The organism is Aerosakkonema sp. BLCC-F183 (assembly GCF_041929145.1).
In the GTDB taxonomy this organism is placed as follows: Bacteria; Cyanobacteriota; Cyanobacteriia; order Cyanobacteriales; family Aerosakkonemataceae; genus Aerosakkonema.
This window is the reverse complement of sequence record NZ_JBHFNU010000044.1, coordinates 113,437-140,128: the sequence shown is the minus strand read 5'-3', so window position 1 is coordinate 140,128 and position 26,692 is coordinate 113,437. Positions and strand designations below refer to the sequence as shown.

28 protein-coding genes are annotated in these 26,692 nt (G+C 45.5%); 13 read left to right on the top strand and 15 right to left on the bottom strand.

What is annotated here, in order from left to right:
• Positions 1-41: 41 nt before the first annotated feature.
• The 3 genes from ACE1CD_RS12015 to ACE1CD_RS12005 form a co-directional block, all read right to left on the bottom strand.
• Positions 42-695 (bottom strand): helix-turn-helix domain-containing protein, encoded by a 654-nt coding sequence (locus ACE1CD_RS12015; protein ID WP_374824248.1) that lies wholly within the window; start codon positions 693-695, stop codon positions 42-44.
• Between the two features lie 64 nt (positions 696-759).
• Positions 760-1,233 carry a Dps family protein gene (locus ACE1CD_RS12010; protein WP_374796242.1) on the bottom strand — a complete coding sequence of 158 codons (474 nt, stop codon included), beginning with the start codon at positions 1,231-1,233 and terminating at the stop codon, positions 760-762.
• Positions 1,234-1,448: 215 nt separating this feature from the next.
• Positions 1,449-1,712 (bottom strand): sulfiredoxin, encoded by a 264-nt coding sequence (locus ACE1CD_RS12005; RefSeq protein WP_190475653.1) that lies wholly within the window; start codon positions 1,710-1,712, stop codon positions 1,449-1,451.
• Between the two features lie 346 nt (positions 1,713-2,058).
• Here ACE1CD_RS12005 and ACE1CD_RS12000 point away from each other — a divergent pair, with 346 nt between their 5' ends.
• A complete protein-coding gene (locus tag ACE1CD_RS12000) occupies positions 2,059-3,714 on the top strand; it encodes a SpoIID/LytB domain-containing protein (RefSeq protein ID WP_374824245.1) in 1,656 nt (551 codons plus the stop codon).
• Positions 3,715-4,043: 329 nt separating this feature from the next.
• Here ACE1CD_RS12000 and ACE1CD_RS11995 read toward each other — a convergent pair whose 3' ends face one another.
• Complete coding sequence (locus ACE1CD_RS11995; protein WP_374824242.1) at positions 4,044-4,346, bottom strand: ferredoxin; 303 nt, start codon at positions 4,344-4,346, stop codon at positions 4,044-4,046.
• Between the two features lie 365 nt (positions 4,347-4,711).
• Here ACE1CD_RS11995 and ACE1CD_RS11990 point away from each other — a divergent pair, with 365 nt between their 5' ends.
• Positions 4,712-5,710: a Gfo/Idh/MocA family protein gene (locus tag ACE1CD_RS11990; protein ID WP_374824433.1), complete on the top strand. Its 999-nt coding sequence runs from the start codon at positions 4,712-4,714 to the stop codon at positions 5,708-5,710.
• Positions 5,707-7,242, top strand: coding sequence for a dolichyl-phosphate-mannose--protein mannosyltransferase (locus ACE1CD_RS11985; RefSeq protein WP_374824239.1), 1,536 nt, complete (start codon positions 5,707-5,709; stop codon positions 7,240-7,242). The genes ACE1CD_RS11990 and ACE1CD_RS11985 overlap by 4 nt, the downstream gene beginning before the upstream one ends.
• A gap of 244 nt (positions 7,243-7,486) precedes the next feature.
• Here ACE1CD_RS11985 and ACE1CD_RS11980 read toward each other — a convergent pair whose 3' ends face one another.
• Both ACE1CD_RS11980 and ACE1CD_RS11975 read right to left on the bottom strand, forming a co-directional pair.
• Complete coding sequence (locus tag ACE1CD_RS11980) at positions 7,487-7,609, bottom strand: hypothetical protein (RefSeq protein WP_374796040.1); 123 nt, start codon at positions 7,607-7,609, stop codon at positions 7,487-7,489.
• Positions 7,610-7,671: 62 nt separating this feature from the next.
• Complete coding sequence (locus ACE1CD_RS11975) at positions 7,672-8,985, bottom strand: pentapeptide repeat-containing protein (protein WP_374796039.1); 1,314 nt, start codon at positions 8,983-8,985, stop codon at positions 7,672-7,674.
• Between the two features lie 169 nt (positions 8,986-9,154).
• On the opposite strand from ACE1CD_RS11975, the gene ACE1CD_RS11970 reads away from it, so the two are divergent.
• From ACE1CD_RS11970 to ACE1CD_RS11950, 5 genes are all read left to right on the top strand, one after another.
• Positions 9,155-9,616 (top strand): hypothetical protein, encoded by a 462-nt coding sequence (locus tag ACE1CD_RS11970; RefSeq protein WP_374824236.1) that lies wholly within the window; start codon positions 9,155-9,157, stop codon positions 9,614-9,616.
• Positions 9,617-9,676: 60 nt separating this feature from the next.
• Complete coding sequence (locus ACE1CD_RS11965) at positions 9,677-12,367, top strand: tetratricopeptide repeat protein (protein WP_374824233.1); 2,691 nt, start codon at positions 9,677-9,679, stop codon at positions 12,365-12,367.
• Positions 12,368-12,460: 93 nt separating this feature from the next.
• Positions 12,461-12,715 carry a DUF6364 family protein gene (locus ACE1CD_RS11960; protein ID WP_374824230.1) on the top strand — a complete coding sequence of 85 codons (255 nt, stop codon included), beginning with the start codon at positions 12,461-12,463 and terminating at the stop codon, positions 12,713-12,715.
• Entirely contained in the window at positions 12,712-13,143 is a 432-nt protein-coding gene (locus ACE1CD_RS11955) for a PIN domain-containing protein (protein WP_374824227.1), read from the top strand. Before ACE1CD_RS11960 ends, ACE1CD_RS11955 begins: the two co-directional genes overlap by 4 nt.
• Positions 13,144-13,148: 5 nt before the next feature.
• Positions 13,149-13,376, top strand: coding sequence for a type II toxin-antitoxin system prevent-host-death family antitoxin (locus ACE1CD_RS11950; RefSeq protein ID WP_374824224.1), 228 nt, complete (start codon positions 13,149-13,151; stop codon positions 13,374-13,376).
• Between the two features lie 581 nt (positions 13,377-13,957).
• On the opposite strand, the gene ACE1CD_RS11945 is transcribed toward ACE1CD_RS11950, so the two are convergent.
• Positions 13,958-14,830, bottom strand: coding sequence for an aldo/keto reductase (locus tag ACE1CD_RS11945; RefSeq protein WP_374824221.1), 873 nt, complete (start codon positions 14,828-14,830; stop codon positions 13,958-13,960).
• 89 nt (positions 14,831-14,919) lie between these two features.
• Positions 14,920-15,210, bottom strand: a complete 291-nt coding sequence (locus ACE1CD_RS11940) for a TIGR02450 family Trp-rich protein (RefSeq protein ID WP_374796029.1) — start codon at positions 15,208-15,210, stop codon at positions 14,920-14,922.
• Between the two features lie 89 nt (positions 15,211-15,299).
• On the opposite strand from ACE1CD_RS11940, the gene ACE1CD_RS11935 reads away from it, so the two are divergent.
• Entirely contained in the window at positions 15,300-15,509 is a 210-nt protein-coding gene (locus ACE1CD_RS11935; protein WP_374824218.1) for a hypothetical protein, read from the top strand.
• Between the two features lie 141 nt (positions 15,510-15,650).
• Here the strand turns inward: ACE1CD_RS11935 and petD are convergent, their stop codons facing one another.
• From petD to ACE1CD_RS11905, 6 genes are all read right to left on the bottom strand, one after another.
• Complete coding sequence (petD, locus tag ACE1CD_RS11930; RefSeq protein ID WP_374796027.1) at positions 15,651-16,133, bottom strand: cytochrome b6-f complex subunit IV; 483 nt, start codon at positions 16,131-16,133, stop codon at positions 15,651-15,653.
• Between the two features lie 57 nt (positions 16,134-16,190).
• Positions 16,191-16,859: a cytochrome b6 gene (petB, locus tag ACE1CD_RS11925; RefSeq protein WP_374796026.1), complete on the bottom strand. Its 669-nt coding sequence runs from the start codon at positions 16,857-16,859 to the stop codon at positions 16,191-16,193.
• Between the two features lie 434 nt (positions 16,860-17,293).
• On the bottom strand, positions 17,294-18,169 hold the full coding sequence (locus tag ACE1CD_RS11920) for a hypothetical protein (protein WP_374796025.1): 876 nt from the start codon (positions 18,167-18,169) through the stop codon (positions 17,294-17,296).
• Between the two features lie 75 nt (positions 18,170-18,244).
• Positions 18,245-18,853 (bottom strand): DUF1517 domain-containing protein, encoded by a 609-nt coding sequence (locus ACE1CD_RS11915; RefSeq protein WP_374796024.1) that lies wholly within the window; start codon positions 18,851-18,853, stop codon positions 18,245-18,247.
• Between the two features lie 87 nt (positions 18,854-18,940).
• Complete coding sequence (locus ACE1CD_RS11910; protein WP_374796062.1) at positions 18,941-20,500, bottom strand: pentapeptide repeat-containing protein; 1,560 nt, start codon at positions 20,498-20,500, stop codon at positions 18,941-18,943.
• 129 nt (positions 20,501-20,629) lie between these two features.
• Positions 20,630-22,180, bottom strand: a complete 1,551-nt coding sequence (locus ACE1CD_RS11905) for a pentapeptide repeat-containing protein (protein WP_374796023.1) — start codon at positions 22,178-22,180, stop codon at positions 20,630-20,632.
• 9 nt (positions 22,181-22,189) lie between these two features.
• On the opposite strand from ACE1CD_RS11905, the gene ACE1CD_RS11900 reads away from it, so the two are divergent.
• From ACE1CD_RS11900 to ACE1CD_RS11885, 4 genes are all read left to right on the top strand, one after another.
• Positions 22,190-22,360 carry a hypothetical protein gene (locus ACE1CD_RS11900; RefSeq protein ID WP_374796022.1) on the top strand — a complete coding sequence of 57 codons (171 nt, stop codon included), beginning with the start codon at positions 22,190-22,192 and terminating at the stop codon, positions 22,358-22,360.
• Between the two features lie 261 nt (positions 22,361-22,621).
• The gene (locus ACE1CD_RS11895; protein ID WP_374796021.1) at positions 22,622-24,460 is read left to right on the top strand and encodes an APC family permease; all 1,839 of its coding nucleotides are present in this window, start codon (positions 22,622-22,624) and stop codon (positions 24,458-24,460) included.
• An 11-nt stretch (positions 24,461-24,471) separates the two neighbouring features.
• Complete coding sequence (locus ACE1CD_RS11890; RefSeq protein ID WP_374824215.1) at positions 24,472-25,326, top strand: prephenate/arogenate dehydrogenase; 855 nt, start codon at positions 24,472-24,474, stop codon at positions 25,324-25,326.
• A 31-nt stretch (positions 25,327-25,357) separates the two neighbouring features.
• A complete protein-coding gene (locus tag ACE1CD_RS11885) occupies positions 25,358-26,305 on the top strand; it encodes a phosphorylase (RefSeq protein WP_374824213.1) in 948 nt (315 codons plus the stop codon).
• Between the two features lie 14 nt (positions 26,306-26,319).
• Here the strand turns inward: ACE1CD_RS11885 and ACE1CD_RS11880 are convergent, their stop codons facing one another.
• Positions 26,320-26,688: a hypothetical protein gene (locus ACE1CD_RS11880; protein WP_374824210.1), complete on the bottom strand. Its 369-nt coding sequence runs from the start codon at positions 26,686-26,688 to the stop codon at positions 26,320-26,322.
• Positions 26,689-26,692 lie beyond the last annotated feature (4 nt).

Sequence of the window (26,692 nt, the reverse complement as noted above, 5' to 3'; positions counted from 1 at the left end):
CGCATCTGACTTTAGCATAGAGCAGCGCTTTGTTGTTTCGATCAAATTGGCAATACAGGGCTGACTTTGGCGCGGTAGAGGAGCCGATCGCCCTGCCGATAGCCAGTGTAGCGCACCTTAACGCGATCGCCCGGTTGTGCCGTCAGTTCCATCAACTGGTGCTGCTGCGGGTCGTAAGGCAATTCTGTGCCTACGGGTGCGATCGCTTCCACCCCCCATTGTTGCACCAGTTGTTCTACAGGTCGCAGCAGAGGCAACAATTTCACTGCCGGCAGCTGAGGATTTTGTCCGGCGGCATAGGCAGCTGTTGGCCATTGTATCAGCCAAGATTCCAACACTTGCAAACTGGTAAGCTGAAATTCCTGCATCAACGACTGTCGCTGTGACTGCATCTGCGCTTGCAATCGTTGGTACTCCTGCTGTAGCGCTGGTGATACTTCCCCTGCTTTTTCTGTCCGACCGATCTGACGATCGGAAAAAGTTGCCAATAACTCTTCTAGCGACACTTGCAAAACTTGACCGAGTTTGACCAGATTTTCCACCTGCATCTGCATTATTTGTCCTCGCCGCAGTCGCATTAGCTGACGTTCCGATACCCCAGCCGAACGGCTGAGAGCTTTAAAACTCAATACACCCACCCGCTGCATTAAATCTTGCAGTTGGTGGGTGTAGTCTGGAAGCGGAGACAGGTTCATTGCTGTTGATGCGGCGCGTCAAACATTAACAGCCTACCGCTTCGCGCCACTAAAAATCCAGTCCTTACTGTTTGTTAAGGATACTCCGCAGCATCCAAGCGGTCTTTTCGTGAACTCGGAGGCGTTCGGTGAGCATATCGAGAGTCGATTGGTCATCACCATTTTGTGCGGGAGGGAAAACTGAGCGAGCAGTTTTTGCTACAGCTTCATTGCCTTCCACAAGCAAGCGTACCATTTCCTCAGCACTGGGGACATCCCGCGTTTCTGGAATCGAGCCTAATTCGCTAAATTGGCTGTAAGAACCTGGGGCGAACACGCCCAGCGCCCTGATCCGCTCGGCAATGACATCAACAGCAGCAGCCAGTTCGGTATACTGTCCCTCAAACATCAGGTGCAGGGAATGAAACATCGGACCGGTGACGTTCCAGTGGAAGTAGTGGGTTTTCAGATAGAGCGAGTAGGTATCCGCTAGCAAGCGAGACAGTCCTTGAGCAATTTCTTGGCGAGCTTGTTCCTCAATCCCGATATCTACTGGCATGGTTTTGTCTTGAAGTTGCATTGCAGAATTCTCCTGAGTTAGCGTTGAAATTTTGGCAGCTTTAGCTCTACTTTTATATGTTTTCTACGAGAAGCGATCGTCAAGGAGCTAGTAGCCCACAAATTGATTTTGATGGGTTTTTGTGGGCTATAAACCTGGTTTCTAGGAAAAATCCGCAGTTTATAGCCCCTAGACCCTAGCTCCTAGCCCTTACTTTAAGCTAAGTGCATTTGTAAAACCGAGCGGGTGGCCCTGCGGACTCTGCAACGGATGCTCTCCTGACCCAGGCGCTGGCAAGCCTCGAATCGGTGGCAACCAGAGAACCCATAATACTGTCCATCTACTTCCAGAACTTCGATCGGTTCTTGTTGACCGATTTCTCGAATTGATTCCATTAGTGCTTCGACTTTCTGAGGATCGGTCTGTCGGATCAGGGGACGATGAATCTGCCGTAGCGGAATTTCCTGTATTCTTACCATCGGGTGTATTACTACTTTTATTTTTGACTTTTCACTCCTTAATCATACTCGTTATGAGTTTGTTTTGCAACTGTCAACATTCAGTTCGACTTTTGAGTAAGTTAAACTTCTCAAAAGTCTGACAGCTTTTGAGGAGGAGCGGGGGCAAAGGGAGTGGGGGAGCGGGGGGGCGGGGTCGCAGGGGAGCGGGGGAGCAGAAGAATTAATATTTTCCCTCTTCCCTCTTCCCTAGCCCCGACGCCCGACGCCCTAGCCCTAGCCCTAGCCCTAACCCCTAACCCCTGTTTAGATCGATAGAAAGCATAAAGCTATGGTCGATCGCAAATGATCTATCGCAAGGCAGCTCATGCAGAAAACTACTTGTATCCTCAGACAGATTTTCACCGTTACTCAAACCCGCGACGGTCGATGGCTAGCTTACTGGTGGCGTACAGCAGTCACCGTGTTTTGTTTAGTCGGACTCACGGCAGATATACGAGCTTCGGCTGTAGGCTCTGATGTAGAACTCAAGGTTGGCATTGTGCAGAGATTTGGTGCCAAACCGGATGACGAGCTGACTTTGAAGGCGACAGCGGGCGATCGGCTGACATTGCAGTTTTTAGCTGGCAATATGGAGCCGCAAACCGTTTCGGTAGATAGCATCAAGCTACAAATACAGATGCAACCGCTACCGCAGCCAGAAGTAGAAGAGCGAGTTGTCCTCAGTACCCACCCAAACTTCGAGACAGCAGAAGATAGTGCCCTACAGTGGCGTGCCAAAGGAATTGAAGTCGAAATCGCTCAACCCAGAAGGTGGCAAGTTTGGGCCAAACGGGATGTGTACAAGACTCCTTTGCTGCGACGATTGCTGGTGGAGAGTTTGCAAACCGAGGGTGTCAGAACGGCTCATCTGGATACGCAAATAATGAAGGAGGAGCCAAAACCATCTTGGGTGATGGATGGCTTGCGCTACAACCGCAAAAAGATCGAGATTACATCTGAAAAAAATATGATTCAGGTGTTTCAAGGCAAAAACGACAAAATCGGACGGATATTTGTCGGCCCTCTTAAAATCCAGCCTAACGCTTACGGTACATACACCTTAGTCAACCAAGTACCCCTGGAAACATATTTGCGGGGTGTAGTACCCAATGAAATTGGAGCCTTGGCACCTAATGCAGCTCTGGAAGCGCAGACAATTTTGGCTAGGACTTATGCGCTACGGAACTTACGCCGTTTTGCAATCGATGGCTACGAACTGTCTGCGGATATTCACTGCCAAGTTTATTACGGACTCAGCGGTGCTTTTCCGACCACAGATAAAGCGATCGCAGCTACAAAAGGCTTAGCGATCGTGTACAAAAACGAGTTGATCGATGCGGTTTATTCTTCCACCAATGGGGGAGTGAGTGCCTCTTTTAGGGATGTTTGGAATGGGCCAGATCGACCTTATCTGCGTCCGATCGTCGATGCTGTCAGCAATATTTGGGATTTAGGCAGCAACAGCTTGGCAAACGAGCAAAATTTGCGACAGTTCATCAATTTGCAGAAAGGCTTCAACGAAGAAGGCAAGAGTTTGTTTCGCTGGCGCAAAGAAACCAGCCTTCCAGACTTGACACAGCAGTTGCAGAAATTTCTCAAGGACAAAAAACATCCGCAGGCTAACTTCCAAACTATTCAGTCTATGGAGGTGACACAGAGATCGGCAAGCGGACGCATCCTGACAATGGTCATCCAGACTAACAAGGGTGCGATCGAACTCCACAAGGAAGAAGTTCGCAGTGCGTTTATGGCTCCCATCAGCACTCTGTTTTATCTGGAGCCTGTCAAAAAAGATAAACAAACCCTATGGGGCTACGCCTTTGTCGGCGGCGGCTTCGGACACGGGGTTGGTTTAAGTCAAAATGGTGCCCTCCAGTTGGCCAACCTGGGTTGGTCGAGCGAGCAAATTCTCAATTTTTATTATCCCGGCACTCAAATCCAACCGCTCAACGATTCGATCTCCTTTTGGAAGGAACAGTGAACTAGAGCGTCAGTCCAGTAAAAAAGGTTGACAAAAGAAATAAGATGTGTATTTGTATATAAACCTCGGCTGGGCGAAGCAAGAGGACATAAAAATTGTTGCTTCTGGCGATCGATTGTCGCCCTCTTGCTTCGCCCCTACACAATACATATTTCATTGTTTTTGTCAATTTATTCTAGTGGACTGGCGCTCTAGGCGTCAGAAACCAACTCTTGCAGTGTGGGGCGATGATTTCACCAAAATCATAAAAAGAAGGAAAGGGAAAATTTTTGCTTTCCCTTTCCCTTGTGAATTTTTCTGATTCCTGCTTGGCTAGTTGGCCAGCGCCTCTAGTACAGTTCTTCTTCTTGGTGAGTGAGGATTGTGCAGTTAGATGTGGGGTAAGCTACGCAGGTCAGCACGTACCCAGCTTCAATCTGATCGTCATCCAAGAAAGACTGGTCGCTTTGGTCAACAGTACCGTCTTTAATTTTGCCGGCGCAAGTGGAGCAAGCACCTGCGCGGCAAGAGTAGGGTAGGTCAAGTCCTTGTTCTTCAGCCGCGTCAAGAATATATTCGTCCTCTTTGACGTCAATGGTGCTGTTCAAGCCTTCGGCTTCGTTGATTAACGTAACCCTGTATGTCTTTGCCATGTAGCTGTCCTCTCAAGTATTCTAAACGGCTATATAAGTTTTCCTTAAGCAGCCCAGCCAACTTCCGTTTTAGGCAGATCTGCGTTCGGGATTGGTTCACTTTTTGATATTACGGGAAAAGTTCGGATTTTTGATACTCGATTACCAGTTTCTGACAATGGGATTCGTAATTAAATTTCCTAATTTAATCTTGATTGCTTATACTTATTGCGGAAAGTCACAAGCTTGGTATCGGAGGGAGGGGTGTGGGGGAGCCAAAAGTCAAAAGTCAAAAGTCAAAAGTCAAAATTCCTCCCTCTCCCCTCTTCCCGACGCCCCGACGCCCCGACGCCTTAACCCCTAAAATTACTTTGGTAGATATGACGATGAGTTCTCCTGTGTATTTTTTTCTCACGATACCTATAAAGGTGGGGCTGGTCGGTACGGGTTATGCCGCGAAGCTGCGGGCCGAAACTTTGCAATCTGACCCCCGCAGCCATCTGGTAGCTGTGGCCGGTCATACGCCAGAAAAGACCCAGGCGTTCGGTGAAACTTACCAAGTTGAAGTTTTTTTGGACTGGCAACAGCTGCTGGAACGTCGGGATCTGGATTTGATTATTATTTCTTCTATTAATAGCGAACATGGTGCGATCGCTCGTGCAGCCCTTGACGCAGGTAAGCACGTTGTAGTAGAATACCCGCTTTCTTTAAACCCAACAGAAGCAGCAGAATTGATTGCTTTAGCCCAAAGGAAAGGCAAACTCCTGCACGTCGAGCATATCGAACTGCTGGGCGGATTGCACCAAGCCCTCAAGCAACACTTACCGGAAATTGGCACGACATTTTATGCCCGCTACAGTACGATCGATCCGAAAAGACCCGCGCCCCGCAGGTGGACTTACAACTCAGCGTTATTTGGATTTCCCTTTAGTGCTGCTCTTTCCCGCATCCACCGATTGACAGATTTGTTTGGCACAGTCGCCACCGTCAGCTGCCAAAGTCGGTTTTGGGGTAAGGAATCGGAATTTTACACCGCTTGTCTTTGCACTGCCCAATTGCGTTTTACCAGTGGGTTGATAGCTGAGGTAACCTATGGCAAAGGGGAAATTTTTTGGCAGGCAGCACGTCCCTTTGAGGTACATGGCGAGCAAGGCAGTCTTATTTTTGATGGCGACAATGGTCAACTGGTGAGGGGAGAAGAAACGACACCTATTGAAGTAGGCAGCCGACGTGGTTTATTTGCCAAAGAAACTGCTATGGTGTTAGACCGCTTGCTAGAAGGGAAACCGTTGTACGTGACGCCAGATGCTAGCTTGTATGCGCTCAAAGTGGCCGATGCTGCCCGCCGTTCGGCTGAAACGGGACAAACAATTGAAATTTTATGACATTGATTAAAAAGCTTGTTCCCAGGTTTAAGATGGCGATCGCAATTGTATTTCTGCTGTCATTGGCTTTGCACTTTTGGGGATTGAGCCGATTTAATTCTCTGGTATTTGATGAAGTTTATTATGTCAAATATGCCTATAACTACTTAACCAACACACCTTTGTTTGATGCCCATCCCCCTTTGGGTAAGTATATGATTGCCATCGCTATATCGATCGGCAATTATTTTCATTTTGGACAAGATACCGTCAATAACTATGTCGGTGTCCAGCTTTCTCCCCTGAGTTATCGATGGATGAACGCACTGGTAGGTTCTTTACTACCATTAATTGTAGGCGCGATCGCTTATCAGTTGAGCCGCCGACCCAGTTATGCCTTAATTGCAGCTTTATTTACAACTTGCGATGGTTTACTTTTGGTTGAATCCCGTTATGCTCTGATTAACATTTACTTAGTTTTCTTTGGCATTTTGGGTCAATTATTTTTTCTGTTGGCGCTGCAACAAAAGGCTTTTTCGCGTTGGGTTTTGCTGACTGCATCGGGTATTTGTTTCGGAGCGTCCGCTGGAGTTAAATGGAATGGTTTGGCATTTTTATTGGGGATTTATCTGATTTGGATATGTGCTTGGGTAATGCGATGGGCGCAGAGGGGCAACCCCACCCCCAACCCCTCCCCGTCCACGGGTAGGGGAGCAAGAGCAGAGGGACAGAGGGGCAGAGGCAGAGAAGTAGAGTGGGGCAGAGTCACAGATAGTCAGTCACCTTTGCAAAATCTGACGCGGATTAATATATTTCAAATTGTCTTTTATTTGGGCGTAATTCCAGCTATAGTTTACTACTTAATTTGGATTCCTCACTTACAAATAAACGCCAAGACCGGATTTTGGGAATTGCATCAACAAATGTTAGGATTCCACGAACGGATGCAAAGTGGCCCAAAAGTTCATCCTTATTGCTCTAGATGGTACACTTGGCCTTTGATGCTGCGTCCGATCGTATATTTTTACGAAACTGCTACTAGCAAAAGCGAACCGATTCCATCCTTACCGCCATTGCCTGCGGGTGCAGAAAAAGCGATTTACGATGTTCATGCGATGGGAAATCCAGCTTTGTGGTGGTTAGGTGCGATCGCAATTTTGGTGTTAGTAGCAGAGCTAGGCAAGCGCGTCTGGGTTTGGGCTAATATATCTGGAAATGGCGAACCAAACCAAGTTTACTTTCCTCAGCAAAAAGAATTGTGGATATTGCTTTATGTAGTGTTAAATTATGCCGCTAACTTTTTGCCTTGGATAAAAGTGACGCGCTGCACTTTTATCTATTTATATATGGGTGCGACAATCTTTACCTTTTTGGGTTTGGCGTGGCTGGTAGAACGGTGGCTGCACAGTCCAAAACCTCGACTGCGGATGATGGGAGTTACAGCTATCTTTTTGATTTTGCTCGCTTTTGCCTTCTGGCTGCCAGTTTATTTAGGATTGCCATTATCGCCGCAAGCTTTTAAAATTAGAATGTGGTTTCCCTCTTGGATTTAGTTTTTGTGGTGATCGTAAAAGCCGATCTAAGCGTAGGGTGGGTTAGGCACGGGCGATAATTTCACCACTTTCAACCAATAATTAAATTCCCGTGCCGTAACCCACCATCATCGCACACATCTGTAATAGAAACAAACATTTTCCACCATAAACCCGAAAGCACCAAATTTGATTTTTCAATCCAAAATCTAAAATCACTAATGTCCTAATTTGTTGGGAATACCGTTGCAACCGCAAAACTTATCTAATCGTAGGGTGGGTTAGGCACGGGCGATAATTTCAGCACTTTCAACCAATAATTAACTTCCCGTGCCGTAACCCACCAAGCTCGCACAAATATGTAATAAAAACAAACATTTTCCACCATAAACCCGAAAGAATCAAATTTGATTTTTCAATCCAAAATCCAAAACCCAAAGTCTAAAATCACTAATGCCCTAATTTGTTGGGGATACCAACACAACCGCCGGGAATAGTAGATCTAGTTTTTTCGCCACCCCAAGCGCAACAGTAATAGCGCTGTTCTTCCGATAAGCGCTGAACATCTGTAAAATCGGCATTTTCCACTACAGCACCTGTGTGAGCGCCAGTTTCGTAGTCGGGAAATACGGTGCGACTGCGGGGGCTGGCGGTTTTCGCAGCACCGTAAAATAATCGGGTTCCTTTGAGATCTGCACCGACTAGATTGGCTTCATATAAAATAGTACGAGAAAGGTTAGCGTGTGCCAAATCGCAGCCGCTGAGATCCGCTCTGACGAGATTGGCTTCACTGAGTTCTACCCAACGCAAATCGGTACAGGAAATATTTGCTCCTGCTAACATAACACCGAGATCGATGACGCGCACACCATATTCGCGGTCTTCTTCATAACCGCCAAAACCATTAAGAATGGGTCGTCCTAAATGTTGATCGCGCTTGAGGGGACTGAGTAACCTGGATTGAGACAAAAATCTGAGGACTTTCGCTTTACCTTGTGCATCGATACTGGTAAGAATAGCTGCTGTGCGTCCTTCTGCAAAGACTCGTTCTTGAGGCCAATCTTCTAGCATTCCTTCATCATCTAATGCTAGCTCAGAGACGCCTTGAAAGTAAGCATCGATCGTTTGTTGTTGGGTGATGATATTTTGTTGAATGGTCAAGTCTTTGGAGATGACATATTGACGCCAAGCGATATAAACAGCGAGAACGGCGATCATAATTTGCCCTACAGCACCAGTCCATTCTGCCCAAGAACCGAATTCATCCCATTTAATCCGTTCCAGCCAATAGCCGATCGCATTATAAACGCCGATAAACTTAAATAAGCCTAATAAGGCAGCTAAAAAGCCAATAATGCCTAAGAGTTGCGATCGCTCGTGGGGCTGTAAATCATTTAACCACGATTGTAGGAGCGGCCAAACTAGACGCAGAGATAGCAGTAAGGCGACGATCGATCCGGATATCCCGATCCAGAAGTTATTGAGGATTATGCCCACAAACATTAGGGCTGTCGCACATACAATAACCCAAGATGCCGATCGATTTGGCGCAACGGCAGCTGCGGCATTTTGTTGGATGGTAATCTCTTTTCGTGCAAGGCTAGATAGTAGCCGATCCGATTCGTTCGTCCCCGCCGATGCTGAATATTCGCTAGCGCGAGGTCGATCGGCAAAAGTGCCATTGTCAGTAGCACCGTCTGGACTTTCTGTAGGCAAATCTGGCTGAGTTGGGCTGTTTTGACGAGAATTAGGCGATTCGGTCATCTTTGTTCTAGGTTTGGCAGTCTGGACGAAATGCCTGCTACCTAGAAAATTTTAACTAACAGTTGGGATTTGGTTTGTAGCTTGTGGCTGATTTGGGGTGCGATCGACGTTGGCGGACGAGATGGCGATCGAGTAAAAATGATATGATACCCTCCTCTATCTCTAACTTATGGCACTTGAACTGGCAGCAGTAAAGATTGCAGAAATCGCTTTTGGCAAATTGGTGGAAACTGCGGTAGGTAAAGGTATCGAAGCTGGTGTAGAAAAGCTGAAACCTTTACGCGATAAGATTTGGCACAAGCTGAGGGGAAACCCTAACGCTGAAGCAGTTTTAGCAGAAGTGGAGAAGAAGCCCAATCCTTCCCCGGCAGATTTACAGCAGATTGCTGGTTTTCTAGAATCGGCTATGGTTAATGACCCCCAGTTTGCCCAAGAAGTTCAGACACTTGCACAAGAAATTCATCAACAAATCAACGTTGGCAATGTGGAAGGGAAGTATGTTCAAAATGTTTATGGGGGACAAGCCCATTTATCTAATGATAGTTATGATGCTTCCGATAATAAAGCGCCCGTTTTTCAGGGTGGTAATCACCAAATCAATATAAATTACAATCCTCCGCCCGACCACTGACTGAAGTCGTCACCCGCTTCCGTTAACCTCATCGACACGCCGCCGAGTCTGAAAGATTGGGTGGGGCGAAAAGAGGAAATTGAAGAACTGCAAAAATGGTTGGCAAATCCCAATATTAAAACAATTGGGATACAAGGTTTGGGAGGAATCGGCAAATCTTCCCTAGCGGCGTATCTCTACCAAAACTCCAGCTTTGCAGCCAAATACTGGGCGGATGTCAGCCAAAAGCCCGATTTTGCTGCATTTGCCGAAAAGACGATACCAGCTTTGGGGGGAAGCGTTACCCAGACAGGCGACACCACCCAACTGATTAACGATTTGCTCAAATGTCTGCGTCAGCAACGGTGTTTGCTGGTAATTGATAATTTGGAAACGCTGCTAAATGAGGCGCGAGAGTTCCCAGATTCAGCTTACCAGCAATTGTTTAGTCGCTGGTTGCAGCAGGGAGACACCAGTACCCTGTTGCTGACTACCCAGGAACAGCCGAAACTGTTGCAAGCAGAAAAGAATTGGTATCCTTTGGCGGGGATGACTCCCAGCGATGGCGCAGATTTGTTGCAAAAGTTAGAGATTCAGGGAACAGTTGAGGAATTGGCAGCTTTTGCGGCGAGTGTGGATGGACACCCCCTGACGTTGCAGCTAGTGGCTGGTTTTTTACGGCAATACTGCTATTCTCAGCTAAGTGGTGTGGCGGAATTGGGATTACAGCAGTTTGATTTGGTATACCATCAGGCGGAAGGTGTGCATCGGGATAAGGAGGATGCGCGGTTAGAGTGGATTTTGGAACAGCATTTGCAACGATTGAGTCAGGAACAGCAGAATTTTTTCGTTAATTTGAGTGTTTATCGCCAACCGTTTGATTTTCGGGCGGCGGGGAGGATGTTGACCTCTCCCCCTACCCCTCTCCTGCAAGGTGAGGGGAGTAATTCGGAAGCTTTTTCTGCTAAGAATGAGGGTCAAGTTGTCGATAAACTGGCAACGGTGAAGGCATTGCGGGAATTATACAACCGTTCTTTGTTGCTGGAAACTGAAGTTAAAGACTACTACAAATTTCAGCCGTTGGTGCAGGAATATTTGCAAAAGCAAGGAACGGATTTAAGTGCTGCACATGAAAAAGCGATCGATCATTATAAGTCGCAGGTGAAACCGAAGCCTTGGGAAACGCTTGAGGATGTAAGGGCTTATTTGGAAATTTTTTATCATCTTTGTCAGTTGCAAAGATATGGGGAAGCTTTTTACACTATTCGCGATGATAATCCTGATGATTACTGTGTAGATAAGTTTTTAAATTTGCGCGGTTACAACAAAACGCGGGTTGAACTCTATTTGCGGTTAGTTAATTTTCAGGAATCGAAAGATGATTTTAAACAGTGGCAATTTATTGCTGCACTTACATCTTTGGGCATTGCTTACAGATCTCTAGGACAATATCAGGAAGCGATTCGTTTCCATCAGCAATCTGTAGAAATAGCTAGAGAAATAGGCCATCGTTCTGGTGAAGGTAATTCCCTTGGTGGTTTGGGCAATGCTTACCATTCTCTAGGACAATATCAGGAAGCGATTCATTTCTATCAGCAATCTCTAGAAATAGCTACAGAAATAGGTGATCGTTTTGGTGAAGGTATGTCCCTTAGTAATTTAGCCAATGCTTACCAATCTCTAGGACAATATCAGGAAGCGATTCGTTTCTATCAGCAATCTCTAGAAATAGCTACAGAAATAGGCGACCGTTATATTGAAGGGAGATCCCTTGATCATTTGGGCAATGCTTACAATTCTCTAGGACAATATCAGGAAGCGATTCGCTGTCATCAGCAATCTCTAGAAATAGCTACAGAAATAGGCGATCATTATGTTGAAGGTAGTTCCCTTAATAATTTGGGCACTGCTTACGATTCTCTAGGACAATATCAGGAAGCGATTCGTTTCCATCAGCAATCTCTAGAAATAGCTAGAGAAATAGGCAATAAGAGAGGTGAATGTATATCCCTTGGTAATTTGGGCGTTGCTTACAATTGTCTAGGACAATATCAGGAAGCAATACCTTTCTATCAGCAATCTCTAGACATAGCTACAAAAATAGGCGCTCGTTATGTGGAAGGTCGTTCCCTTGGTAATTTAGGTAATGCTTATAATTCGTTAAAACAATATCAGGAAGCGATTCGTTTCTATCAGCAATCTCTAGAAATAGCTAGAGAAATAGGCGATAAGAGCGGTGAAAGTAGATCCCTTGGTGGTTTAGGACTTGCTTACCATTCGCTAGAACAATATCAGGAAGCGATTCGTTTCTATCAGCAATCTCTAGGAATAGCAAGAGAAATAGGCGATAAGAGAGGTGAATGTATATCCCTTGGTGGTTTGGGACTTGTTTACGATTCTCTAGGACAATATCAGGAAGCGATTCGTTTCTATCAGCAATCTCTAGAAATAAAAAGAAAAATAGGCGATAAAAGAGGTGAAGCTAATTCCCTGCAAAATTTATCTACATCATATTATCAAATTGGCAAATTTAAGGAAGGTTATGCTGCTGCATATCAAGCAAATCTAATATTACAAGAACTTGGGCTACCCCTTGAAGCTATACCTTACCCCAACTGGATGAAATTGATAGCTAAATTTGCCCAACGTGGAAAATGGCAATTAGCTTTATGCTTCATTTTAGGTTTATTCGCTTTCCCCTTCGCCTTAGTTTGGATTGTATCGCTGATGCTGTGGCGAGTGGTACGCGCACAATTTCGGCAGCGTAGTTAAAGTATCTCTTTTCCCAAATCTTGCACCAAATTTTAGACAAATATCTATTTATGACGTACTATACTATATATAATATACGTCAAATATTATTCTATGCAAACAAAACTCACCTTACGCCTAGACGAAAGTCTAATTGCCAAAGCAAAAAACTGGGCAAAATCGCGTAATATTTCCCTTTCTGAAGCGGTAGCAGAATTTTTTGAACATCTACCAGAACCAGATCGACCTTTGCAATTGAGTACATGGACTCAAAGCTTAGTGGGAGTGATTAAATCAACTGGAGAAATCCCAAATGATGAAGCTTTACGGGAAGAATATATCGACTATCTAGAGGAAAAATATCAGTGAAACGAGTATTATTTGATAGCGATGTCGTGCTTGATGTTTTATTAGAAAGACAGCCTTTCTTCGCCGCTTCCGCTTTAGCGCTTGATGTCGTTGGACAAGGTAAAGTAGAAGGATATATAGCCGCCCATAGTATTACAAATATCTTCTATTTACTGAGAAGACATTTGGGAAACGAGAAAAGTCAGGAAGTGCTGATGAATTTGATGTCTAAAATGGTAACTGCTGGCGTAACAGATGCAGTAATTCGATCTGCTTTTTCCAGTGGCTTTAAGGATTTTGAAGATGGGGTCACTTATGCGGCGGCGGCGGGTGTAGGAGTAGATTATATCGTTACTCGCAATATTAAAGATTTTCGATTAGGAAGTATCCCCGCTATGCTACCGGAAGTCTTTTCTAATATTATATCAGTTTCAGAGGATGGAGGATGAATAGAATGACGATCAAATTACACCCAGAGTATTTAAGCAAAAACGGCAAGAAAGAATTTGTTGTCCTCCCTTACGAGGAATTTGAAGCATTGCAAGAATTGTTGGAAGATTTGGAAGATGCGATCGATTTGCGAAATGCTAAGCTGGAAGATGCAGATAAACCTTCAATATCGTTAGCCGAGGTAAAGCAGCAATTAGGTTTATCAGAGTCACCTACACCCGCCAGGGAATAAATTTCCTGGGTTTTACGCAATATCTCGATCGGTGCAGAAATTTCTGACTCTGAATGGAGAGAATTAGATTAGCTATGCAAATGACACTCCAAAAAGGAGATATCGTCTTAGTACAATTTCCATTTGCTGATTTGAGTCAGACAAATAAATCATGGTAGGGGCGAAGCATTTGGGCGATAACCTTTCCAACTCAACGAAAATACTTTTATCCAAATGCTTCGCCCTGTCTTGGCGCAATATTGTAGATATAGGTTATCTGTGGGGGAGGGCGAAGCATTCGGATAGTTAGATCTTGGTTGGGTTTAATAAACTGTCGCCCGAATGCTTCGCCCCTACAGAAGTTCTTATTCTACCAGCTTTAACATCAGCAAGTGTAGCTTCAACACCTGTTCCATCTACCAGGTGCGATCGCTCATATTCACACTTTTTATAACGAGTATATATGAGCGCACAGATTCCCATTCTTAAATGATATGTCAATATGCAAATTTTGGCAAGAGGTTTTTGGGAATTTAACAAATAGTTAATCGGTGCGTTAGGCTTGCCGTAACGCACCCTACAATATGATGCGATCGCTCACTTCAAGATGCAGTAGCGCGATCGATATTTGCCACTTCATCAGCAGACAGCTTCACCTCAGCAGCACGCACGGAATCTTCAATGCTGGAAACCTTACTAGCACCGGGAATAGGCACAACGCAGGGAGATTTTGCCATCAACCATGCCAGTACAATATTGTATACCGACACCTTTTTTTCTTTAGCTAGCTGGGAAATTGGCTTCATATTTTTCAAGCGACCGACGCGATTGCTACCACCCAGCGGACTCCAAGGCAAAAAAGTCAATCCTTCCTTCTCGCAATACTCCAGCACCCCATCAAACTCTGGCTGGCGATACCAAGGATTGTACTGATTTTGGACAGATACAATTTCTACCACATCGCGAGCGCGTTTAATCTGTTCTACAGAAAAATTGGAAACACCGACAAACTTAATTAAACCCTCTTCTACCGCTTCCTTTGCTGGTGCTAAAGCTGACTCGATCGTATAATCCGGATCGGGTGAATGATACTGCCAGAGATCGATCGGTTTCTCTCCACCAAAAGCCGCAAAACTTTCCCGGATAGTTTTCCTTAAATGGTCAGGATTACCGTTGCGCGTCCACGCACCTTTAGGACGCATCAAACCACCCTTAGTAGCCAGAATAACCTGACTCGTATCACCTTTATATTGTTGAAGCGCCTTGTAAATAAGTCGTTCATTGTGGTGTTTATCCGACTCATCCTGACAGTAGGAATCCGCCGTATCTATAAGAGTAACGCCCAAATCGAGAGCGCGATGAATCACCTGTATCGATTGCGACTCCGGCGGTCTGCCACTTACAGACATCGGCATACCACCCAAGCCGATCGCACTCATAGTAACATTAGTATTTCCGAGTTTTTTTGTTTCCATAGCTCGATCGCAGTTAAGTTTAAATTGAAAATATTTTGCCAAAGCAAACTTGCATCTTGTGATTTTCTCTTCACCTTTAGTCAGACCCTTTACTGAGATAATCCCACTTTTTGAGATACTTCCTCATCCCACAGACTTATTTCATTTTCTGACATTTCCTGGAGAGATTGCCAACCTGCTTGCCAAAGCGATCGATCTTTGAGAGATTGAGCGTTAACCCAAAAACGCACGCTGGGGTCGCAAGATGCCACCATTTCCGCAAACACCCACTGACCTTGATTTTTGCGGTTAACAACCTGAAAATGTCTCCATCCCCACATTTTCTGCTGGGCTGTCCATTTCGATCCTACCAGATAGGGAAATTTCTGCTTTTTTGGCATTTTTTTAACTCTTATCTGCCTCCAGATAGTGTGTGCCTTACTATAAATAATTTTAGGCTGAGAGATATATGTTATTCCAGAAAATAGTTATGACTGGAGAAGCGCCCAAACAGCCTGCATACAAAGATAACGTTAATCCACCTACAGGTACTGAAGACACCGTAGACCCCAGAGATCTTGTCCGCACAGGCAATATCCCGGACAATCCAAAAGAACTGCTTGGCAATCCAGGATTCGCTCCCCAAATGATTAATGAAGGTGGCGAAAACTTGAGGGGAGATTTGCGCGAAGAAGAGTAAAATGAATTGTCAATTGAAATCTAAAATCCCAAATCCCAAATCCCAAATCCCAAATCGATCGACGCCTGCCGACCTTTCTTAACAACACAGATGTACTGCCAAGAAAGCCAACAGGCGTCAAATCAAAAGCTGTGGGTGAATTTAGAACAGACCCAAGGTGATAGACTTATCGATCGGGAAAGTCGCACCGATACCCAAGTACAGAGTTACCAAAGTTCCGAACAAAAACACGGTTGTAGCTAGCGGACGGCGGAAGGGGTTTTGGAACTTGTTAACGCTTTCAATGAAAGGAACAAGAATCAGACCCAGAGGTACAGCGGTCATCAACAGCACACCAAGCAGTTTGTTAGGTACTGTACGCAGGATTTGGAAAACAGGCCACAAGTACCATTCTGGGAGAATTTCCAAGGGCGTTGCAAACGGATCGGCTGGTTCTCCCACCATTGCCGGATCGAGAACGGCGAGACCGATACACAATGCGATCGTTCCCATGATCACAATGGGGAAAACATACAGCAGGTCGTTAGGCCAAGCAGGTTCGCCATAGTAGTTATGACCCATACCCTTGGCCAGTTTTTCACGCAGTACCGGATCGGTTAAATCCGGTTTTTTTATGATGGACATAGTTGAAAAGTTCTCCTCTGTCAGGCTTATAAAAATGCAGTTTAACTTCTGACTATCTTACAAGGGGCCAGAAATACCTTGCTTGCGAATCATCAAGAAGTGTAACAGCATGAAGACGGCAATTAGCCACGGCAGAACAAAGGTGTGGGCGCTGTAGTAGCGAGTCAAGGTTGCTTGACCGACGCTAGAACCACCACGCAACAGGTCAGCAATCAGGGTGCCTACAACTGGAATTGCTTCGGGAACACCGCTAACAATTTTCACCGCCCAGTAACCGATTTGATCCCAAGGCAGAGAGTAGCCGGTCACACCGAAAGAAACGGTGATCACTGCCAGGATGACACCAGTTACCCAAGTCAATTCGCGGGGCTTTTTAAAACCACCGGTTAAATATACTCGGAAAACGTGTAAAACCATCATCAGCACCATCATACTGGCAGACCAGCGGTGAATGGAGCGAATCAGCCAGCCAAAGTTGACTTCCGTCATAATGTACTGCACCGAGTTAAAAGCTTCGGTAACAGTCGGCTTATAGTAGAAAGTCATTGCAAATCCAGTCGCGAACTGGATGATAAAGCAAACCAGGGTAATCCCGCCCAGGCAATAAAAGATATTGACGTGGGGAGGAACGTACTTGCTGGATACGTCATCAGCCAACGCCTGAATTTCTAGACGTTCCTGAAACCAGTTGTATACTTTAGAGTCCGTTACCTGCTTAGTAAACATGAAGCAAGAGTTCCTAAAAAATTTATTGCCGTTTTCGCGTTTCCCAATCTCCTGAGAAGGGATAGGGTAATTGAGAAGCCAACCTTATCTTTGCTTTAGGATAGTATGCCATACCACGGGAGACTGAAAATCGAGTCTGTGCTTGATTTTTGGCAGGCTGTTATCTGAGTGGAGAGCCGCGCTGCCAATCTGTTGGCCCCAAGATTAGTTTTGCGGCACTCATCTTCTATAAAAAAGTTAACATAGTCCGTTACAAGATTTGAGGGGGCCAGGGGAAGTCAAAAGTCAAAAGTCACTCAGTCAAAAATAAGAAGGAGAGGGAGGAGGGAAAGGGAAAAGGGGAAAAGTCAAAATATTAATTCTTCGGCTCCCCTACTCCCCCGCTCCCCACTCAGTCTTCTTTTTGACTTTTGACTTTTAACTTTTGACTTTTTCTACCGTCGTCTGCTACCGAAACCGGCACTGCGCCGACTGCCAGAACCAAAGGAGGAACGTCCGCCGCTGCCAAAACTGGGGCGAGAGGATGGAGTAGTGGATTTGCCGGACTGTCGCAGGGTGCTGGAACCAAAACCGGAACCTGTGGGGCGATCGCTTGTGCTTGTCCCAGAAGGTTTGCTGGAAGGTTGGCCGGAAGAATAGTTTCTGATATTACCGGTAGTGCGTAGAGTTTGTTGATTCTTCACCGCCGGTGGGGGCGCTTGGTAACGAGTTTGGTAATGTGTCACCGCTTGGTTATACGTGCTGCCATAGCCACCATAACCGGTCATCACGCTCGTGCCCGGTTGATAGACTGGCGGGACATAGTACTGCGGTCTGAATAGCATATTGCCCACGATATTCCCCGCCAAAGCACCGGCAAAGGGTGCCCAGAAGCCGCCGCTTTCTTGGCGCACGATTACGGTTTGAGGTTGTCCGGTTTGGGGATCTGGCCGGGTTTCAGTGACGGTGTGGATATATTCGATTTTGAAGTCTTCCGTTAAGTAGAAGGATGGTTTACCGTTCTCCACCTTCAGATAGCTCTTTTTCCCGGCAGATACCTCCTCCGGCGTCAGCCTTGCCATTGCTAACTCTCTAGAGCGGTAGTTCGCGGGAGTACCGGGTGGAGTATTGAGCAACAACAAGCTGTATTCGCCATTGACATCGTTATAGCTAGCCTGCTGCACGGGATACTCACCATCGTTTATCTTGGTGGGAGTAGACTGGGTGGGAATGTTCTGATTGTAGGTTCTGGTTGTGTTGTTGTTGCCGCCACAAGCAACTGTTGTGAGGCACAAGGTCAGAGCCAGAAAGAAGATGGTAAATTTACGCATTGCAGATTTATCAAAGATCGTGACAATTTCGCAACAAGCCAGGTAAAGCAAGTCTCCTACTTACTATGATGTCCGTCAAAGAGGTATTAATTCTGGAAAATGCTGCAAAAGCTGGTCGGAAGTCAGCTCGTCTCCCAATTGAGCGGGCGACCAGTGAACTTGGATAGCCCGCAGAGTGCCTTGATAGTGCAGGTCGATCAATTTTTTCAAACCCGCTCTGAGGGCATTCATATCAGCAAGATCGGTTTCTAGCTGTGCGGTTTCACCTTCATAGGCTACCGTAATCATGACAATCAGATTCCGAGTGACTGACAGGTATAAGGGGTCGTTTGCTCTACCATATGAGCCGCTCAGGTCTGGTTCGCCGCTTTTGTAGCGTTGGGCCGAGTCGGTAAACAAGTTGGTAAACTCGTCGCCTGCTTCGCCTTCGTTCCAAAATACGTTGCCTTCATTAGCAGCAGATGTCCAGTATGTATCGTACTGCAACAAGTTTTCGCATATTTGTACGAGTCCTTCGCCCACAATTTGTAAGTCGCCTTCGGCGTCAATTGCCTCTCTTCCCACCCGATTGAGGACACCCAGTACGGGGGCGACTTGTTCGCCTGCTAGATGGATAAATATGCGACAGACCACGAACCGAGTGCGGCCCATCATCTGCTTAAAGCGATCGCTCCATGCGTTCATCCCTTTTCTTTTCCTCCCAACTCAAGGGCAATGTTGCCAGCTTTAAGTTTCTCTTTACTTATTTTAATAAATTTTTACTCCAGTTAATTATTTTTCCATGTAAGGAAAGTTTTTGATGAAATCGACGACTACGCTGGCCGAAGGTAGAGTATACTTTACAGGCTCAATTGAGGTTATTTGATCTGGATTGGCAAAGCTTGATGGTTTCACAAAACGTTTGCCAAACCGAGGGTGATGGTATATGTTCAAGGTTTGATCGCTAGAATTGGTCAGTACGGTTTGCGTAGGAGATTGAAAAAATTTGGTATTTTCAATATCGAAGCTATTTTTTAACAATTTGAGCGCAAAAATCTTACTCAATCCTTGAATAAGGATGGCACTTAATTTTTGGAAACGTTCGGGTTCTTTCAGACCCAAATTATCCATTTCTTGAGATTGCAGCATCTGCATCAAGACAATGATATTTTTTTGGGTATGTTCGCTATCTGCAAACGGCAGAATGGCAACATAAGCAGTAGAAAATAAATGGTTATCGTTATCTATCACAAATGTTAGCAGAGTACGCCGGCGGCCAACTTTAATACTGGGTGGTTGGGAAAGTAGCGGAAATTGCTGATTAATTTTATGGTAACAAGAAGCCAAGGTAAAGTGGGAGGCGTGGTCTAAGGGCGCGTCAATAATTATTTGGACTGTCGGTAAGGTTTGATGAAAAAACTTTCGCGCTTCGTCGGCGCTGAGGCGGTATACCTGAGAGCGATCGCCTTCCGGACTCAAATCTACCCACTCGCAGGTCAAACCCTCAGTTTTCAGACCGAATCGCGAAACAGCATAAAGTTTTGCCCCGGTTAAAACCGCTCCTGATAAATCGGCACCAGTCCAATCTGCCCGAATCAATCGTGCTTGGGTAAGATCTGCATGAACCAAGCTGGCATTCAGTAAATTGGCATTACTTAAATCTGCCCCAATTAAATTAGCACCGCTCAATTTAGCATCGCTGAGATCGGCCCATCTCAAATTAGCGCCGCTGAGATCGGCCCATCTCAAATTAGCACCGCTCAAGTTGGCTCCACTCAAGTTAGCGCAACTAAGATTAGTTTGTCTGAGTTCGGCATCTCTGAGGTTAGCGCCAGTCAGGTCAGTGCGACTGATATCAGCACCGTGTAAATTTGCACCCTCCAAGTTAGCTGCTGTTAAACTAGCACCCCTGACATTAGCTCCACTTAAATTAGCGCGACTGAGATTGGCTTGTCTGAGTTTTGCTTCTCTAAGATCGGCACTGGTCAGGTTTGCCCCGCTCAGATTTGCCCTGCTGAGTTCGGCTCGGATCAGTTCTGCTCTGATTAAAGCCGCTTGAATGAGTTCGGCTGCACCTAAGTCTGCGCGAATTAGGTTAGCTACGTTGAGTACAGCTCTGTTTAGGTTAGCCTGGGTGAGATTGGCACCGCTGAGTCTGGCGACGTTGAGTTTTGCACCGCTGAGGTTGACCCCGCTCAAATTTGCACCGCTGAGGTTTGCTACGCTGAGGTTGACCCCGCTCAAATTTGCACCGCTGAGGTTGACAGCGCTGAGGTTTGCCTCACTGAGGTTGAGAGCGGCAAAATTTCTTTCTCCGGCTGTGTATCTGTTTAAAATTTCTTGCACTTCCATTAGGGCTGCCTTATCCATAATATCGGCTATTTCAAAGAAAATTTGATTTTTTTAATCGGCCTTGTAACGAATATTTTATACATATTTTACAAGCAAAGAGAGATTTTACTCTTTGCCAATGTCTAGACTTCAAGGAAAACTTTTGATAAAGTCGTAGAGTGCATTAATGGAGGGTAAAGATAACTTGTTTTTATTGATAGGTATTTTTTGGGCTGAGCTTTCAATAGCTCCGCCTGTAATAAACCTTTTTCCAAAAGTAGGATGGTGGTATATATTCAACAATCTGTCATTAGAATTATTCAAAATTGTTTGAGTTGCCGATTGAAAAAACTTAGTTTTCTTTAAATTTTTGGGGAAAAATTTTAAGAATTTACTTTTATGAATTTTATTGATTAATTCTATGAGATCGCCGCTAAGTTGTTGAAGTTGATTTTTTTCTTGTACGGTAAGACTTTCTACATCTTGTTCCCGAACCATTTGGAGCAAAGTCATAATGTTTTCCTGAGTGGCAGATGCGTCATCAAAAGGAGAAATAGCGACATAAGCAGTCGGAAATAATTGCTCGTCACTATCTATCCGCAAAATGATAGTAGTTCTGCGTTCGCCCACTTCAATACTGGGAGGCCGATTTAGGCTAGGATATTCTTGAGCGAACTGATAATAAATCGCAGCTAAAGCAAAGTTAGCTTCTCTATCCAAAGGAGCATCGACAATAATGCGGACGGCAGGTAATGTTTGATGAAAGAACTTACGCGCTTCTTCGGCACTGAGACGGTAAATTTGCGAGCGATCGCCATCCGGGCTTAAATCAACCCACTCGCAGCTCATGCCTTCTGTTTTCAGACCGAAGCGCGAAACAGCATAGAGTTTAGCCCCGGTTAAAGTTGCACCCGTTAAATCTGCACCAACCCAATCTGCCCGGATCAGATTGGCTTGAGTTAAATCCGCATGAACCAGACTAGCATTTAATAAGTTAGCATTGCTCAAATCGGCTCCGCTCAAGTTCGCTCCACTCAACTTGGCCTCACTCAAGTTAGCCCATCTCAAATTTACACTGCTCAGGTCAGCCCATCGCAGATTGGCACCGCTCAAGTCAGCACCGCTAAGGTCAGCCAGACCGAGATTGGTTTGTCTGAGTTCCGCACCTCGGAGGTCAGCACCGCTGAGGTCAGCCCGCGCCAAGTCAGATCCGTGCAAGTTAGCTTGTTCTAAACTGGCTGAAGTCAGACAGGTAGCCCGAAGATTGGCTTCGCTCAGGTTAGCGTTATTGAGATTGGCGAGTCTGAGCCTTGCCTCTCCCAGATCCGCTCCTGTGAGGATAGCACCGCTGAGGTTGGCCCCACTCAGTTCGGCGCGGATCAGTTCGGCTCTGATCAGAGAAGCTTGCTTGAGTTCTGCACCAGCTAAATCGGCTCGAACTAAATTGGCTACATTGAGGATAGCTCCATTTAAATTAGCATTGGTAAGATTGGCTCCACTGAGTCTGGCGACATTGAGTTTTGCCAGACTTAGATTGGCTTCGCTGAGATTAGCACCGCTGAGATTTGATATGCTCAGGTTGGCTTCGCTTAAATTTGCGCCACTGAGGTTAACGCCGCTTAAATTGGCCTCACTTAGGTTAACAGCAGTAAAGTTTCGCTCTCCTGCTGCGTATTTTTTTAGAAATTCTTCTACTTGCATTAGGCTACCTTGCAAACATACAGGCTAGATGGATACAACTGGAAGGGTCGGGTGTCCGCAGATGCGATCGATGGCCAACCATGTATAAATATTGGCATTTTAGACCCAGAACAGATTGGCAGACTAAAGATGGCATTTCGAGATTGGCTGGCAAGAAAAAAGCGGATAGTCCGCCTGTAATTGGTGCAATCTAATTTAGTTCACTGGCAGTGGTGCTGGAAAGAGCCAGTCAACGGCTCGCGCTTTCGGGGCCCAAACGTTACCGCTATCTGGTGTAGACTACAGCTGCTTTGGATGCCGCTAGTAGCAGGAACATCAAGACTGCCTCACAAACAGTTTTATATTCCTGTTTTAATTGTTAACCGCGATATGCTCGCAGTGCTAATCAGTCAATCCACACTCCCGTAGACTAGAAAGAGCGATCTTATCGGTGGACTGTGTATGTCCTTCTTTTCTCAACTTAAACGATTTCTAGTGGGTGAATCTTTACCAACTAGCGCTCATGACGAAGAAAGATTGAGTAAAGCTGCTGCATTGGCGGTTCTTTCTTCTGATGCGCTTTCTTCTGTAGCTTACGCCACAGAAGAAATTTTACTGGTGCTGGTAACTGCCGGAAGTGCTGCTTTGGTGTGGTCTTTACCAATTGCTGTCGCGATCGTCCTTTTGCTGGGAATTGTCGTGCTTTCCTACCGGCAGACGATCCGCGCCTACCCTAAAGGTGGTGGCTCCTACATTGTCGCTCGCGAGAACTTGGGCCTAATTCCGGGACTGGTGGCGGGCGCTTCTTTGATGATCGATTATATTCTGACGGTGACGGTGAGCGTGTCCGCCGGCACAGCTGCTTTAACCTCAGCTATTCCCCAGCTGCGATCGTTCACGGTCGAACTTTGTTTGATTTTTATTTTCTTAATCATGGTAGCGAATTTGAGGGGGGTAAGAGAATCGGGTCGGCTATTTATGATTCCCACTTATGCGTTTATTTTCAGTATTTTTATCCTGATTGGTATTGGCTTTTACCAACAGTTTACAGGTCAGGTACCTGCAAATTACCCAAATATTCCGGCCAAAGAATCGGTGAGTTTATTTTTCGTTTTGAACGCCTTTTCTAGGGGTTGTACGGCACTGACAGGAGTGGAAGCTATATCTGATGGAGTTTTAGCTTTTAAGCGTCCTGAGTGGAAAAATGCCCGCCTCACATTGTTGTATATGGGCGAAATTCTAGGCATTATGTTCTTGGGTATCACTCTTTTGGCAAATGCCTACCGCATTGTTCCACAGGAAGGAGAAACGGTAGTTTCTTTGTTGGGTCGCCAGATTTTAGGCGAACATCACCCATTTTATTACTTTATCCAGATAGCCACGCTATTAATCTTACTTTTAGCGGCTAATACCAGCTTTGCGGACTTTCCCAGACTTTGTTACTTTTTAGCTCGCGATGGATTTTTGCCGCGACAATTAGCATTATTGGGCGATCGTCTGGTTTATTCCAATGGGATTTATATTCTCAGTCTGTTTGCCGCAATTTTGATCGTTGTGTTTAAAGGGCAAGTTAACGCGATTATTCCGCTGTATGCGGTAGGTGTGTTCACTTCTTTTACCCTCTCGCAAGCGGGAATGGTGCGCCACTGGTTCCAAGAAAAAACTTCCGGTTGGAGAGCAAGCGCCTTGATGAACGGTATAGGTGCTATTGCTACTACAGTTGTTCTTGCTGTAATTGTGGCGACTAAATTCCTAGAGGGAGCTTGGTTAGTGGTGGTGGCAATTCCTTTGGTTGTGAACTTATTTTTAGCTATTCGCCGTCACTATAAATATGTAGCAGAACGGCTGAGCATTCAGGGAGTAGCGCCTCGCAGTTATATTCGCAGACCGAAAGCGGAAGTCGCTACTCACCCGGCGGTAGTTGTGGTCGGTCAATTAAACCGAGGGACGATTCAAGCACTGGAGTATGCACGCAGTATTGCCGATGAAATTGTGGCGGTTCATGTTGATATCGGTACTACCGATCGCGAAAAACTACAAAGGCGATGGCAACAGCTAGAAGCAGATATTCCGCTGGTAATTGTGGACTCTCCCTATCGCTCGGTAATTAGAACTCTTGTCGATTTTGTCAGCGATTTTGAAGATAAGCACCCAGGCGTTTTATCCACGGTAATTATTCCGTCTTTTGTCACGGCGAATTGGTGGGAAGGCATATTGCACAACCAAACTGCCATATTCTTAAAAGCAGCTTTACGCGCTCACAAAAGTCGGGTAGTTACTACTGTCAGGTATTATCTGTAATCGAAAATTAGATGAAAATTGGTATTGTCGGATTGGGATTGATTGGTGGTTCCCTGGCGTTGGACTTGCGTAGTCTAGGCCATCGAGTTTTGGGTGTCAGCCGTCGCGATCGAACTTGTCAGGAGGCGATCGCACGCCAAATTGTCGATGATGCTACCGTAAATTTGTCTTTGCTCGCTGACGCCGATCTTGTCTTTATTTGCACTCCTTTGGGAGCGATTATTCCGACTTTTGAGGCGTTAATTCCTCACCTTTCTGCCAACACAATCGTGACCGATGTAGGTTCGGTTAAAACACCGGTTGTGAAAGCTTTAGCACCAATTTGGCCTAATTTTGTGGGCGGACATCCGATGGCCGGTACAGCCGAAAGTGGTTTGGATGCGGCTTTATCTAATTTATTTGCTGGCAATCCTTATGTGCTGACACCGACAGAAACTACGCCTGCAAATGCGGTCAAAGTAGTAGAAGAAATTGTGCGATCGCTGCAAGCAAAATTTTATATCTGCCGTCCGGAAGACCACGATAAAGCTGTGGCTTGGATTTCTCATTTACCCGTGATGGTAAGTGCTGGTTTGATCGATGCTTGTATGAGCGAAACAAATTCCAATGTGTTGGAACTAGCGCAAAATTTGGCTAGTTCTGGCTTTCGCGATACCAGTAGGGTAGGAGGCGGAAATCCGGAGTTAGGGGTAATGATGGCGCGGTATAATCGCGATGCTTTGTTGCGAAGTCTTCAACAATATCGCCAAAGTCTTGATGGCTTGATTGCTGATATCGAGCGCGAAGATTGGCAAGAATTGGAAAATAAATTGCAGCGTAATCAACAGTCACGACCTGACTTTATAGCAGGTAAGAATTTTAGCTGATTGCCAATATCAAACCTGAAATTTATCGACTATGCCAAAGGAAATGTCAATTTCATCAGGGAAAATTCAGCTAGAACCCGGTATTTTATGGGATCTAGTCATCAAGCAGACAGAACGCGGGATTAACTGTGGCGCTCTGGAAACGATTCCCACCGAGTACGAGTATGTAGAAGCAGAAGGGATTAATTTCTTGGTGCGGATTATATCGAATCTGGTACGTAAAGATGCTGCTAAAAAAAGCGTTTCCAAAAATAGCAATACTTCTAGTAAGGAATTCAATCCTTTTCTACCATACGATAAAGATTTGTTTGTTACCGATATTTCTGATACTCACTTGTGTTTGCTGAATAAATTTAACGTTGTCGAACATCACCTGTTAATTGTCACCCGCGCTTTTGAAGAACAGGAAAGTTTGCTGACTTTAGAAGATTTTGAGGCGATGTGGGTGGTGCTGGATGAAATTGACGGTTTGGCTTTCTATAATTCTGGCAAGATTGCAGGCGCAAGTCAGCGACACAAGCATTTGCAATGGGTTCCTTTACCGCTATCTCCCAGCGGAGAAAAAATGCCGATCGCACCGATGCTGGGGACTGCTATCTGGGAAGGAGTTGTGGAGAGGATACCCAGTTTTCCGTTTGTCCACGCTTTAGTTAAATTCGATCGCCATGAAATCTCATCTCCGCAAGCAGCTGCAAAAGTGACGCTGGAGTGCTATCTTAACTTGTTACGTGCAGTTGGTTTGCTAAACGATCGCAGCAATGGCGGCAATTCGCCGACTGGTGCTTACAATTTGCTCTCTACGCGGGAATGGATGTTAATTGTACCGCGATCGCAAGAGCATTTTCAATCCATCCCGATTAATTCTTTGGGATTTGCGGGTGCTTTGTTAGTTCGCAATGAGGAACAAATGAAAGTTTTAAAAGAGTTTGGCCCCCTGGAAATTCTCAAAAGTGTAGCTATAGGACAGCAATCGGTTTAAAATTATATTCACTGCTAAGATTTTTCATTTTGAGGCAAGTAGTCAGAGCAATCCTTTGCTTCTTCAGTTAGAGCGGTCTCAGGGTGTACCGCACATTTGAGATGATAGTTGCCTGAAAAATATTGACAATTCCGGCAAGGTATGTGCTGCGATCGCTTGACGGAAAAAGGAATTTCATGCCTGCCAAGCGTCCATTTTTTATACATCATTAAGAACACAACCGCGCAGGAGACAATCAGCGCCAACGGAAGCGAAAATATTGCGGCATCGGGAGCGCTTACTACATCAGATTTTGCGCCATCCTGTTTGCTGCTACTGATGATTCTCGACGCATAAGTTATTTCTTTCGGCGTATTTTGTATGCCTGTTTCACCATTATACATATAA